The 12,783-nt window shown below is 54.8% G+C and carries 11 protein-coding genes; 4 read left to right on the top strand and 7 right to left on the bottom strand.

The annotated features are described in order from the left end of the window. Positions 1-65: 65 nt before the first annotated feature. Positions 66-1,727, top strand: a complete 1,662-nt coding sequence (locus BUA44_RS06600; protein ID WP_072810010.1) for an NAD(P)/FAD-dependent oxidoreductase — start codon at positions 66-68, stop codon at positions 1,725-1,727. A 506-nt stretch (positions 1,728-2,233) separates the two neighbouring features. Here the strand turns inward: BUA44_RS06600 and BUA44_RS06595 are convergent. Genes BUA44_RS06595 through BUA44_RS06585 form a run of 3 tightly spaced genes read right to left on the bottom strand, consistent with a single transcriptional unit; the run spans position 2,234 to position 5,841 of the window. After that, on the bottom strand, positions 2,234-2,557 hold the full coding sequence (locus tag BUA44_RS06595; protein ID WP_072810007.1) for a YbjQ family protein: 324 nt from the start codon (positions 2,555-2,557) through the stop codon (positions 2,234-2,236). 56 nt (positions 2,558-2,613) lie between these two features. Continuing rightward, positions 2,614-4,815, bottom strand: a complete 2,202-nt coding sequence (locus BUA44_RS06590) for a cytochrome c biogenesis protein (protein ID WP_072810004.1) — start codon at positions 4,813-4,815, stop codon at positions 2,614-2,616. A 33-nt stretch (positions 4,816-4,848) separates the two neighbouring features. Further along, the gene (locus BUA44_RS06585) at positions 4,849-5,841 is read right to left on the bottom strand and encodes a metallophosphoesterase (protein ID WP_072810001.1); all 993 of its coding nucleotides are present in this window, start codon (positions 5,839-5,841) and stop codon (positions 4,849-4,851) included. A gap of 54 nt (positions 5,842-5,895) precedes the next feature. Here BUA44_RS06585 and BUA44_RS06580 point away from each other — a divergent pair, with 54 nt between their 5' ends. Continuing rightward, positions 5,896-6,456 (top strand): DUF5662 family protein, encoded by a 561-nt coding sequence (locus BUA44_RS06580; RefSeq protein ID WP_072809999.1) that lies wholly within the window; start codon positions 5,896-5,898, stop codon positions 6,454-6,456. A gap of 24 nt (positions 6,457-6,480) precedes the next feature. Further along, positions 6,481-7,374 carry a CvfB family protein gene (locus tag BUA44_RS06575; protein WP_255370475.1) on the top strand — a complete coding sequence of 298 codons (894 nt, stop codon included), beginning with the start codon at positions 6,481-6,483 and terminating at the stop codon, positions 7,372-7,374. A 17-nt stretch (positions 7,375-7,391) separates the two neighbouring features. On the opposite strand, the gene BUA44_RS06570 is transcribed toward BUA44_RS06575, so the two are convergent. Continuing rightward, a complete protein-coding gene (locus BUA44_RS06570) occupies positions 7,392-8,123 on the bottom strand; it encodes an OmpA family protein (RefSeq protein ID WP_072809996.1) in 732 nt (243 codons plus the stop codon). 154 nt (positions 8,124-8,277) lie between these two features. Here BUA44_RS06570 and BUA44_RS06565 point away from each other — a divergent pair, with 154 nt between their 5' ends. Continuing rightward, positions 8,278-9,321: a hypothetical protein gene (locus BUA44_RS06565; protein WP_072809994.1), complete on the top strand. Its 1,044-nt coding sequence runs from the start codon at positions 8,278-8,280 to the stop codon at positions 9,319-9,321. Positions 9,322-9,455: 134 nt separating this feature from the next. Here the strand turns inward: BUA44_RS06565 and BUA44_RS06560 are convergent, their stop codons facing one another. The 3 genes from BUA44_RS06560 to BUA44_RS06550 all read right to left on the bottom strand — a co-directional run bounded on the left by BUA44_RS06560 (position 9,456) and on the right by BUA44_RS06550 (position 12,752). Then, positions 9,456-10,373 (bottom strand): outer membrane beta-barrel protein, encoded by a 918-nt coding sequence (locus BUA44_RS06560; protein WP_072809991.1) that lies wholly within the window; start codon positions 10,371-10,373, stop codon positions 9,456-9,458. 63 nt (positions 10,374-10,436) lie between these two features. Beyond that, complete coding sequence (locus BUA44_RS06555; RefSeq protein WP_072809989.1) at positions 10,437-11,699, bottom strand: CsgG/HfaB family protein; 1,263 nt, start codon at positions 11,697-11,699, stop codon at positions 10,437-10,439. Between the two features lie 36 nt (positions 11,700-11,735). Beyond that, the gene (locus BUA44_RS06550) at positions 11,736-12,752 is read right to left on the bottom strand and encodes a hypothetical protein (RefSeq protein ID WP_072809987.1); all 1,017 of its coding nucleotides are present in this window, start codon (positions 12,750-12,752) and stop codon (positions 11,736-11,738) included. Positions 12,753-12,783: the final 31 nt, after the last annotated feature.

The following is a 12,783-nucleotide window of genomic DNA, read 5'->3' as shown; positions in this document are numbered from 1 at the left end:
TTTTAACGAATAAAGGGAATTCTTGAAGCGGGCCGAAGGGCTCGCTTTTTTTATTTTTGACACTGATGTTCACGTACCGCTACAGAGAATTGCCTGTCGCCCTCGAAAAGAAGGGCGAAGTACGCAGTGCACTGGCGCGTGAACTTCGCCTGAACCCAGAACAGATTTTCAACCTGGAAGTGGAGCGATTCGCACTGGATAGCCGCCGGAAGGGCGCGCCCCACTGGAGCTACAACGTAATTTTTGAAACGGAACGCCCGCTGCGAGCTTCGGGCAATGCGGCCCGCGGACTAATTGCGGCTTCACGGGAACGCGAAACTCTCGAAAGCGACCCGCTTACAGGCAGTGTTCCGATGGCAAGTCACGTGGATGTTATCGGGGCGGGCCCCGCAGGGCTGTGGGCAGCCCTCCACCTGCTGCGTCGCGGATTTACCGTAGACCTGTACGAGCAGGGCAAGCCCGTGGAAGAACGATTCCGCGACATCCGCAGGTTCTTCGCCGAACGGAAATTCAACGAGCATTCCAACGTGCTGTTCGGCGAAGGCGGGGCCGGCGCATTCAGTGACGGCAAGCTCAATACCCGCAGCCGCAATATCTTCTCGGAAACCGTCCTGCGCGACATGGTGGAATTCGGCGTGGATGAAAACGTCGTGACCTTCGCCAAACCGCATATCGGTACCGACAGGCTCGTGCTGATGCTGCGCCAGATTCGCGCAGAGATTGCACGCCTCGGCGGGAAGATACACTTCAATACCGCGCTTGAGGATGTGGAGATAAAAGATGGGCGCATTGCCGCAATCAAGATGCGCGACGTTTCCAGTGTATCGCCGGCGTTAAACAGCGCTGCGGACTCAGCGCAGTCGTTAAACAGCGCGCCGGCATTAAACAGCGCCGCCCGCTGGCAAAAGTGCGAGGCGCTGGTACTTGCCACGGGGCATTCCGCCCGCGGGATCTATGAACTCCTGGCAGCCCGCGGGGTTGCGCTCGAAAGCAAGGCGTTCGCGATGGGCGTACGCGTAGAACACCCGCAGGCACTTATCAACCTGCGCCAGCTCGGGAAGGGCGTAGACACGCGCCTCACGGGAGCCGCAGAATATTTTCTCGCCACCCCGACGCTTAACAAGACGAGCAGTGCCTACAGTTTCTGCATGTGCCCGGGTGGCGTGCTGGTGCCCTGCGCATCGGAACCGGGAACGCTCGCCACCAACGGCATGAGCTACAGCCGTCGCAACGGCCCCACCGCAAACGGTGCGATTGTAGTACCCGTAGAGGCGAGCGAAACGACCTTCGGCGGGCTCAATTTCCAGCGCAAGACGGAACGCGACGCATTCGATGTCGGCGGCAAGGAATACGCAGCCCCCGCGCAGACCATCAAGGCCTTCCTCGCCCACCATGCAGACCGCAACCTGCCCAAGACAACTTACCCCTGCGGGCTTGTCGCCTGCAACATGTGGGACTGGCTCGACAAGAAAATCTGCAGTTCGCTCGCCGAAGGTTTCCAGAATTTTGACCGCAAGATTCCTGGATTTATCGAGCAAGGGCTGATTGTCGCCCCCGAAACGCGCACGAGTTCGCCGGTACGCATCACGCGCAACAACGATACGCTCGAAAGCATCAACACGCTGGGGCTTTTCGTGCTCGGCGAGGGCGCAGGCTATTCCGGCGGAATCGTCACGAGCGCCGCAGACGGCGTAAGACTTGCCGTTCGAGCAAAGAGAAGCAAGTAAACCCAATATTGCAATAAACGAAATTCGTGAACGGCAAACCCGCTAGCAATTTGCTGTTGTTTGAATGTGTGAACGTGTGAATAGACTCTTGAAGCACATCCTTCAAAAAAAACAGGCCTCGTGAAGGCCTTATACGAATAACACCTCTCCGATGTTTAAATCCCTATTGATTTTCGTAGAAGTCCGAAGGGACTAACAGTCACAAGGACTTCTGCAGAACCCGCCTATTGCAAATCCCTTGCGATAAACTAGTTTCTGCCGGAGCAAATGTTGTATTCTTTGCGTAGAGAGGCTATTTACAAAGTGAACACTCGAACGAAGTGAATGTGTGAACGTGTGAATAGACTCTTGAAGCAAACAAGAATCTACTACGTGAGCCAAAAGCGGCACTACGCAAGTGTGCCGCGTTGGTCGCGACCTTTGACCACTTGGCAACTTGTTGCTTAGTGGGCATGGCCACCTTTAGGTGGGAGTGAGCGCAAACCGGAGTAATTTAATACAGAATATTAGCGCGAACGGTCGCTAAACTTCACGGCAGTCCCGTACACGATAATTTCGGACGACCCCGCCATGACAGATGACGTCGCAAACCGCACGTTTACCACAGCGTCACCACCGATACGGGACGCTTCCTCTATCATGCGCTGCATCGCGATGTTGCGGGCGTCGTTCAGCATCTCAGTATAACCGGCAATTTCGCCACCGATAATCGTCTTGAGGCCCGCAAAGATATCGCGCACCACGTTCTTGCTGAACACGACACTGCCCTTCACCACCTGAATGGTCTCAATTTCCTTGCCCGTAATAAAATCTGTCGTTACAATCTGCATGTTCCATGCCTCCTTTTTGCACGAATATATAAAATTACTCCGGTGCAGAGTTTTTTTCAGGAGCGTCGCGCGACAAGACGTTCAATAAGCACGATAAGCAGCACATCGACCGCCACAAATATGGCAAGCCACATGGCGGTTCCACCCTGGAACCCGTAACTGTGCAAGCCAACCCCGAGCAAGTTCACGCCGAACCAGCAAAGGAACGTCACGATTACGTTGAAACAGTTGAGCAAGGCAAATCCGTGCGTATCCACCAGGCGGCCAACACGCAAATGAAGCAGGAGCATCGCCCACAGGATTACAAAAAGCGCACCACATTCCTTCGGGTCGAACCCCCAGAAGCGACCCCATGCGAAATCGGCCCACACGCCGCCCAGGAGCGTACCAAGCATTGTGAATACTGCGCCAAAGACGAGCGTGCCATACAGGAGCGAATCGAGCGGGGTGCGCGGCGATTCACCCGAAGATACCGCGCAGTTCTCTTCTGAAGATGCATCCAAGCCAGCAAATTGCCCGCGGGAACGGAACAGCGCCATGTGCGCGACAACTCCCGAAAGAATCATGCCCGCAAATCCGAGCGCAATCGTGAACACGTGAACCGTGAGGAAAACCGAGGAATTCAATACGGCAGGAATCGGCCGGAAGGTATCGCCCGGTTCCAGCACGAACTTTGCGAAGAACAATAGGAGAGCCGCCATGAACGTCACAGGAATCATGAGCGAGAACGTGCGACGCTTACAGAATATAAACGCACCCGATTCGAACGCCATCAATAGCATAGCCACGAGCAACACAATTTCGTACAAACTAGAAAGAGGAACGCGGGCAGCTACATACGTGCGCAAGGCAAACAGAACCGCAAGTATACCTGCCGTCGCGATGCAGGCCAAATTTGCGGCAACATCCAACTTCCGCGACCTGAAAATCATATTCAACGAAGCAAGCAGGCTGGCGACAAACGCCAAGATAAAGGCAATCAATGCAAAATTCGCCTTGTGGTAAAACACTTCCGCCGCAAGCCGGTTTTCATCAACCGTCACCGACTCCGAAGAAGATTCCTCGACAATGGAAAACGCAGTTCCATTTTTCACCGCTTCATATTGCAGCACATTCGCATAAAGCCGCTTCATTTCGGATGTTGCCGGATGGCTGTCATCCCGGCTCGCATAGAGTTCCAGCAAATTCCGCGATGGCGCCAACTCCGCATAACTTACATAGCGAGAATCAGCCGGCAAACGCAAGGCTTCCAGCACATCGCTGCGCAAGACCTTGAACAGCGCAAGGCCGCTTGTTTTTTCTGGTAAATCCTTTATCCACCCAACAATGTTTACGGCAGGTTCCTTCCCATCGCAAAAATCATTTTTCCCGCACTTGAATGTCACGCGCCCGCTCAAATCATCGAGGAACCCGCGGGCAAACGAATCGAACGGGCGCACTACGCCATCCACAATTACCGGGGCGTCGCGCCCCACCGAGAACCATACCAAGGCATCACTCGGGATCTCATCCGCACGTGCATTCATCGGCATTGCGAACATCACAAGTGCAACTAACGGCACGATTTTTGAAACCACGCGAGTAGCCGACGTTTGCGCAACGCTCTTCCGCGCACTGCGCACCTTCACCACATAATGGAACACCGCTCCCAACAGGAACAGCACCATGAATGCGTACGGCACAAAGTGCAACGGGTCGTAATAAACCTTGTACATCGAGATGACCTTGTCCTTCGACATAGGCAGGTCACCCCGGAAATGCGCGTAGTAGGGCCAACCCGCGAGCAATACGGATTCATCCAGATTCGCGGGTTCTGCGCCCAGGCTATCGTCTGCCGCATAGAACTTGAGCTTTTGCGCAGTTCCGCTAGAATCAAGGAGTTCTACCGAATTCAAAGAAAGCACTTCGAACCCGTTATACTCCCGCTTGATTTCGCTGCCGACAACACCACCCGCAAGCAACACGAGCAGGGCAACATGCATGAGCCAGAGGCCCGCGTTCTTCCAGCCTCGGGGCATCCGGAAAACCATACTCGCGACAAGGTTCACGCACGCAAGAATCGCAATACTCTTGAACGCAGGCAACGGCACCACGCCCAGTGCCCATATAAAGTAACTGTCAAAGAAGCGGTCTACCGCTATCGATGCCGGATAACCCGCCGCCTCCGCATTCGCCTGCGCCAGGGTTCCCCAGAACGTGAGCACCAGGAACGCGACAAGCAAAACCACAGTCACCTTCAGCGAAGCCAACTTTTTCAAAAATTCTTTCGTTCTTCGTCTTTCCACTTTCGTCTAAACAGCCTCCACCCAAACGAACTTGCTTTCGTCGAGTTTCTGTTCGCCATCAAAACGATAAGCGACAAGCCGTCCATCGCCACGGTAACCCGCCACACTGTAGTCCAGGCAACACACGTTGTCGCGTATAAGCTTCGGGAGGCCCGTAAGCCAGTAGTGCCCGAAGAACACGGGCCGTTCGTTCTCGCCGTAATAGCCATGCCCAAGGACTTCCGCGGGCGCATCGCAGGCCGGCAGTTCCACTCCCGGCTGGAAGGCCAGTTCCCGCAGGCTGCAGCCCTTCGGGTCAATCCACCATTTTACCCGCGCCCGCCTACGAAGCACGTTTTCCCCATCGCGGAATGTAATCCCGTCGGGCAAGTTCATCTCGGGCCCCTTCAAGAAGTAGTTTATCGGATCAAAGAGTGAATCATCGTATTCGTTAAACTGGTCGTTCGCGCAGGCAATAAGTTCATCAAAGTTCCCGTCAGCAAAACTGCGGATGCCCGCTGCATCTAGCGCACGTGCGGCACCCAAGTCAAAGCAGGCATGCTGCGCCCGGAACGAATCCTCTTCGATAAAGAACGGAAGCGTCTTCAAGAAGTCGAGCATGTCCTCGAATTCCTTTTTGCGCCCCTTGTAGCTTTCAACCGTCCTCGTGTGGATTGCCACCTTGTTGAAGCTGTGCTCGCGCAGGTAGCCCCCGGGAATGCAGTGAATCACGTGAGAGCCGCCTGCGCCGTTCAGTTGCCAGAAGCAGAGCGCATTGAATTCGTGGTTTCCCATCAGGGCGACCGCCGAACCTGCGTCGCGCATGGCACGCACCAGGTCAATCACTTCGCGCGACTGGCTCCCGCGATCGATGTAGTCCCCCAGAAATACGACAGAACGCGCGCCACCCGGATAGCGGAACGCGCCCATGGATTCCTCGTACCCGAGCTTTGCCAGCAACAGCCGCAACTCGGTGCAGTGCCCGTGTATATCGCCGATAAAATCAACTGAGGAATTCATGACTGAAATATAATTTCTATTTGCCCGCCCGTCGGCATTTTTTATCTTTTTCGCATGTTCCACCCAATACGCCACTTTATCACCATCACAAAGCACAGGAACGAGGTCGTGCGCCTCTGCTTCAAGGCGGGAATCGGGTTCCAGGGACTGTTCCACGACCTTTCCAAGTACTCGCCCACGGAATTTATCCCGGGAGCGCGCTACTACAGCGGCAAGGAATCCCCGAACAACGGGGAACGCCGCGATACGGGAATGAGCCTCGCGTGGATGCACCACAAGGGCAGGAACAAGCACCACTTTGAATTCTGGTACGACTACGAACTCGCCACCAAGAAAATAGTGCCGATGGACATGCCCGACCGCTACATCAAGGAGATGTTCTGCGACCGCATCGCCGCATCGAAGACCTACAACAAGGCAGGCTACACGCAACGTTCCCCGCTCGAGTACCTCGAAAAAAGTACCGCCAGGGAAAAGATGACGGAAAACACCTACCGAAAGCTCCTGTACCTGCTGCGCCTTCTTGCCGAAAAGGGCGAAAAGGAGACACTCCGGTTCGTGCGGCACTGCAAGGTTCTGCCTCTCGCCGAGATAGCCCCGAGCACGTCCCCGTAAAATCCTATATTTTTGATGTCGCGGATGGTCGCGACCATAACCCCGCGAAATAACAACGTCGGGCACCAGAACGGAAAGGCCAATATGGAAATCGGAAAGATTAACCGCGCGCGCGTCGATGCAGTCATGCCCCAGGGTTTCTACCTGGAACTCGAGACCGGAGGCCGCGTGCTCCTCCCCGGAAACAAGAACCAGTTTACGCTCGAAGAGGGCGAAATCATTGACGTTTTCGTCTACATGGATTCCGAGGACCGCCCCATTGCGACTCTCGACAAGCCGTTCGCGCAGGCGGGCGAATTTGCGGTACTTACCGTCAAGGACGTGAACCGCGTGGGCGCGTTCCTGGACTGGGGATTAAACAAGGACCTGTTCCTCCCCTACAAGCAGCAGCTCGGCGAGCTCGTGGAAGGCGACCGTTGCGTGGTCTACATTCTTGTGGACGAGAAGAGCGGAAGGCTTGTCGCCACCGAAAAAATCAAGACGTTTATCGACTACGACACCGAGGACCTGCACGTGGGCCAGCGCGTGGAACTTGCCGCCTACGAGGTGACCCGCGAATACGTCGACTTCCTGGTCGATTACCGCTACACGGGAAGGCTCATGCTTACCCCGGGAATGCAACGCATATACATCGGCGATACCATGCCCGGGTTTATCCAGCGCATCACAAATGATGGAAAGATTACGCTGAACCTCACGCCCGTGGGCTACAAGGGCGTAATCAACAGCGACGCCCCGAGCGTCATTCTGAACAAACTAGCAGAAGCCGGCGGCTTTTTGCCCTACGGCGACCACACCGACCCCGAGACCATACGCCAGGAATTCGGCATCTCTAAAAAGACCTTCAAGAAGATTATCGGCGGACTCTTCCGCGAAGGGAAAATTACGATAAGCGACGACGGAATCCGCTCCATCTAGGGCCGGAACCGTTTTTACTACTCGCTTTTCGCGTTCACTTCGTCCGGGTTCACCACACGGATTTCTATGCGGCGGTTCTGCTTGCGGCCCGCCTCGGTGCCGTTGTCCGCCTTCGGGCGGCTGGAGCCATAGCCCACCGCAGTCACGCGGTCCTTAGAAATTCCCTTGCGAATCATGTATTCCATCACGCTGTTCGCACGGTCCTCGGAAAGTTTCTGGTTAAAGGAATCGCTCCCTTCGCTACTCGTGTGGCCTTCGATTTCGACCTTCGCCTTCGCATTGCGCTTGAGGCCAGCAATGGCGTTGTCGAGAGTCTTGAGCGAATTCGGGATAAGTTCCGCGCTGCCCGCCTTGAAGTTCACGCCCGTCAGTTCCGCACGCGTATCGTCGAAAAGCACCGTAATGCCGCCCGTGCTCGCCGTCAGAGAAACATACGGCGTCGTACCGCATTCGAACGGTCCCGTAAGGCTCTCGCAGAGCACCGTGTAGGAATCTTCGCGCGGAATCATGAAGGCGGCCTCGCCGTACATGTCGGTAACTACGGTAATCTTGTTCTTGGGCTTCTTCTGGCCCTGAAACACAAGCTTTTTCCTTGCCTGCGGAACATCGTCGTAATTCGTGTAGGTGACATTCAGAACTGCGTGCGTCTTGTTGGGAGCAAGTTCACCGGCAACAGAAAGGGCCGGAGCCATAAGGCCAATTGCGGCACACGCGCAGAGAGCAGTAGTCAAGCGGGAAAAAACGGGCATACACACCTCATCCATAATCAATAATCCGCGACAAAGATAAAAAAACGCGACAAATGGGGAAAGAGGGCATTTCCAAAACAGGTGCCAAATTCTATCTTTACGCGCGGAAACAATAAGGAGCCACGGGAACCGCGTGGCCATCATAGGAGAAACGATGAAACACCTAAAGATTGCGGCAGCACTCCTGACCATGGGGCTCGCCACCTCCGCATTCGCCATCGACGGCGAGTTCGGCCTCAAGGGCAACGTGCAGACTCAGGTTACCAAGTCCATCGCCGACGAAGACCACAACTTCAGCAGCGGCTGGATTCGCGCCAACGTGGGCGGCCAGTACAAGAGTGAAAACCTCGACGGGCTTATCATGCTGCGCATCTTCGCGCCAGAATTCGGCAACAAGATTGACGGCAAAATGTACGACAAGATTCTCGCCGATCTCTACTGGGTGAACTACAAGTGGAATCTGGGCGACAGCGACAAGCTCAACCTGAAGATTGGTCGCTGGAAGACAGACTGGTCGCAGTCCACCCACTTCGGTACCTACGTAGACAAGGACCTGACCAAGCGCGGGCTCTGGATGCGCGACTACAGCCACAACGCCCTTGAACTCGGCTGGAACCACGGGCTCAGCAACCTCACCGCCATGCTTGCCACGCAGGACGGCAACGCTAACCGCGGCTACCTGCGCGTGGAAGAAGACATGAAGTTCACCTTCCCGCTCGAAGTGAAGGTCGCCTACCGCGGAAACCTCATCGACGTCCTGCAGAACACCGCCTACGTGACTCACCGCGTGGCTGCCTACGCAAGCTACAACGTCCTCCCGATGTTCCGCGTCTACGGCGAATATGCCTGCGTGTACACACAGGACGACGACCTGAATACGAACGCAAGCAACTACATCGCCCCCGAAACCAAGTACTACCTGCCGGGCATCTACTTCCAGCCGTTCTACCTGGGTGTCGATTTCGCCCCGAAGAGCGGAATCTTGAGCACGCTCATGAGCAACCTCATGGTGGAATGGGAATACATCAACAAGCGCGACAACCTGTATGCCGCAACCGAGCACACCTACGATGACTGGGCATGGACGGTTGCATGGAACAAGAAGATTGGTTCTTCGAGGCTCCAGTTCAGCGTTTATAGCGAAAACGAGATGAGCGACGTGGGCCTCGCCTTCCGCCTCACCTCCACAATCAAGTAAAAATCAAACGGTTTCTGATAGCCAAGTAAACACATTTAATCCCCGTGTAAGCGGGGATTTTTTGTACCAGAAGCAGACCGACAAAATGAAAGCCCCGCATTGCTGCGGGGCCTTTCCTTTAAGTATCTCTTGGATTAGAACCAGTACTTGACAACAAGCTGGAGAGTCCACATCTTGGTTTCATCCTTGAACGTGGAACCATCGAGATCCGGCATTTCGGTATCATCCTTTTCGAGCTTGGTCATGTCCATGATGAAGCGAAGACCGATGTCGAAGAGCTTGCCATCGAGATCAAGAGTTGCACCGCCGCCAATCACGAGGGAGGCAAAGAACGTAGCGCATTCCCAGGAGCCATTGGCATCGCTGTAAATCGTTTCGTCGGTGTAGCTATCAACGTAATCAACAGAGTGGTTCGCAACCAGCTTCAGCGTGAACTGAGGACCGGCTTCGAAATAGATCTGGTGAGTCGGCATCACGCGGAGCAGAATCGGAAGTTCGATATCGAACATGAAGATGTCTTCGTTAACTTCAACGTAGGTATCGTACCAGTAGCTGTAGTAAGAATCCAGGTTACGGATAAAGCCCCTGATTCCGAGGTTGAATTCCGGAGACACGCTCAAGATATCCATGATGCGATAGTTGAACGCCATACCGAAGGCTACGCTGTAGCCGAGCCATTCATCGTACGGATTGGAATCCATTCCGTAAGCCTGGCGCCAGGCAGCATTGTCATACTGGTCCGGAGTGCTCCAGAAAGAACCATAACCGAGAGCAATGTGTGCGGCCATGTTGAACGGCCTGTCGAAGAATGCCGGCTTCGTGCCTTCGTCGCGGCTTACCTTCTTGCCTTCGTCCATGTTCTTGTATTCAACATCAGATGCAGGCTTTTCTTCGGTAGTGGCCTTGTCGCCACTGTCCATATCGGTGTAGCCGTCATCGCTGCTGGTGGAGGCTTCGGTACCGTAATCATCACCGTAGTCGTAGTCGTCCTGTGCAAAAGCCATCGTGCTGACAAGGCTTGCCGCAGCGAGAGCGAGGAACATCTTTTTCATCGGATTTTCTCCTTATATAGGTGTTATTTATCAAAATTTAGAAATAATCTACCCCGAACCGCACTACTTGGTCAGTTCCTTGGTAACTTTAGTTATCTCGGCCACGGCCTTGCGGGCAAAATCGACCGTCATCTGGTCGTTCATCTCGCTGCAAGAGCGGAGTGTGATTTCGGTGTGCTTGCAGATGGGCTTGTACGCACGCGGGTCGCCGGAACAGCCCGCCACTATACCCGACGACATCACGCCTACGCGCACGTCGGTTTTCTTCTTGACTTCGCCCGTCTTGAAGTCGAGAATCTGGATAAAGCCAGAGGTCGAGGCCTTCTTCGTGAGCGAGTCGGTAATGATTGTGGCATACACATTAGCGTAGTCGTTCACGTCGTAACAACGGCGCTTACCGTTTTTGAGCCTTTCACATTCCTGGTGGCTGCCGACCTTCACTCGGGCGGCATTTTCCTTCTCTTCACGGTCGCGTTCCACCGCACTTTCGTCGTCGGAACACACGTGCTTCTCGATGGAACCCGCGATGAGGAATTCCGCGGTACGGAGATTGCCCATCATTTCATCGCCCTCGCCTTCCTTGAAATCGCCCGAAGAAGCAAGCGTCTGCTCTTCGAGAATGCGGTCCAGGTCGGCACGGGTCAAGAACTGAAGGAACTCGGAAGCTTCCTTGTTCTTCTGGAGTTCGGCAATCAGGGCAGCATCCATGCGGCCACTGTAGTCGTTGTTGAACGGGTCAACCGCTACGCGCACCGTGCCGCGCTTCTTGCATTCCGCATAGAGCTGCTTGGAATCTTCGTAGTCAGCATGGTAGGTGAACGCCTTGCGGAAGTGGACTGCGGCTTCCTGCTGGGCAGCCTTGCCTCGCCCGTTCATCTTTTCGAGACCTGCGGCATAGTGCGATGCGGCGGCACTGTCGCGGGCGACCTTGATATCTTCGGGGTCGACATCCACGCTCAACTTAATCTTGTCGTTACGGCGGGCAATCAACTTGAGCTGCTTCGCGTAATCGGCCTTCTGCTCTTCCATAAACACGATCTTGTCCCAGCGCTTGGGGTTCGGGTCGTCGCGCTTCTTGAACATCGCAATCGTATCGTTCTTTGCGGCAATCACGTCGTCGAACGTCTTGTTCAAAAACTCGATGGCGGGCTTGTAGTCGGGCTTGATTTTCAGGGCCTCGAGAGCCTCGGCAATAGCCTTGTCGTCCTTGCCGTCATTGTACGCCTTCTGCGCGCGGTTAAAGGCATCCACGTGCGGGCCAGAAGAGGCGCACGACATAAACACAAACGCAGCGGAAGCGATTGCGGAAAGCCAAATCTTCTTCATTATTTAAAAACTCCTTTGCAAGTCAGGCTCGCTCGCCTACTTCAAGAATTCAAAAACAACCTTACCGTCGATATCATGCGGACCGTCGAAGGACTTCTCGTCGAAACCGGGCTTGTCGCCAATCGCCTCGAGAATCGCCGTGCCAAGATCGCCCTTAGACCCCTTGAACGTCACGGAGTAGGTCACCACATCCTTTGCGGGCTGGGTCTGCGAATTGATGGTAACGACGCCCTTGAGCGCCTTCTCGAACGGAATCTTCTGGCTGCGGGCGGACTTCATCTTGCGGAGTTCCACCACAAACTGCGAGCCGTTGTCGGCCGCATTGATCCAGGCTTCCATCACCTGTTCCGAAAGCGTGCGGGCAGCAATGACGGCAGCCTTGTTGATGCCGCCATTGCGGGCAACTTCCTTGCTTGTGGCAACGGTATGCACGCCGTTCGAGAACGCGGCAATCACCTCGCCCGAATTCACATCGATAACCTCGACCCCAATCTGGAGCGAGGCCTTAATCTTGTTGCCCTTCACCTTCATGTAGCTGGTCACCGCGACTTCACCGCGGGCAACGAAATTTACGCCTTCCTTCTCGGCATACTTCTTGACGGCAGCGCGGTCAGAAGGGTTAACGCCGGTCTTTGCAAGCGAGGGCGCCAGGGCAATGTTGCGGGCCATGTCGGAAGACTTCACGTTGAACTGCTGCTTCACGAACTGCTGCTGGAACTTGTCGACAATCTGAGCGTCGGGAATCTTTGTCCAGATATCCTCGCTGTAGGTTGCCTCGGTCGTTACTGCAGTCGTCTTTGCACGTGCCTTGGTGGACTTGCCCGATTCGTCTTCGGCAGAACTTTCCGAAACAGTTTCCTCGCTTTCGGAGTGGGTCACCTCGGTAGTGACTTCCGCGCCCTTCTTTTCCCACGTGGTGAGCACGAAGGCGATGGAGGGACGGGCCTTCTGCACTGCACCGTAACCGTTACCGGTCAGGTCGTAGGCAAACCCGAAGGAAGCCAAAGCAAAAATGGCGAAAAACGCCAGGGCAAAAACGGATATCTTTTTCACAGATAAACCTCGCAATAAAAAAATCTACTAG

Origin of the sequence: Fibrobacter sp. UWR3, assembly GCF_900143055.1 — a bacterium.
Taxonomy (GTDB): domain Bacteria; phylum Fibrobacterota; class Fibrobacteria; order Fibrobacterales; family Fibrobacteraceae; genus Fibrobacter.
This window is presented reverse-complemented; position numbering and strand designations above follow the sequence as displayed.

Excerpts from the sequence above, each read along its gene's own strand:
- BUA44_RS06600 (WP_072810010.1), top strand. The coding sequence starts at position 66 with ATGTTCACGTACCGCTACAGAGAATTGCCTGTCGCCCTCGAAAAGAAG.
- BUA44_RS06595 (WP_072810007.1), bottom strand. The coding sequence starts at position 2,557 with ATGCAGATTGTAACGACAGATTTTATTACGGGCAAGGAAATTGAGACC.
- BUA44_RS06585 (WP_072810001.1), bottom strand. The coding sequence starts at position 5,841 with ATGAATTCCTCAGTTGATTTTATCGGCGATATACACGGGCACTGCACC.
- BUA44_RS06580 (WP_072809999.1), top strand. The coding sequence starts at position 5,896 with ATGTTCCACCCAATACGCCACTTTATCACCATCACAAAGCACAGGAAC.
- BUA44_RS06575 (WP_255370475.1), top strand. The coding sequence starts at position 6,481 with ATGGTCGCGACCATAACCCCGCGAAATAACAACGTCGGGCACCAGAAC.
- BUA44_RS06570 (WP_072809996.1), bottom strand. The coding sequence starts at position 8,123 with ATGCCCGTTTTTTCCCGCTTGACTACTGCTCTCTGCGCGTGTGCCGCA.
- BUA44_RS06565 (WP_072809994.1), top strand. The coding sequence starts at position 8,278 with ATGAAACACCTAAAGATTGCGGCAGCACTCCTGACCATGGGGCTCGCC.
- BUA44_RS06560 (WP_072809991.1), bottom strand. The coding sequence starts at position 10,373 with ATGAAAAAGATGTTCCTCGCTCTCGCTGCGGCAAGCCTTGTCAGCACG.
- BUA44_RS06555 (WP_072809989.1), bottom strand. The coding sequence starts at position 11,699 with ATGAAGAAGATTTGGCTTTCCGCAATCGCTTCCGCTGCGTTTGTGTTT.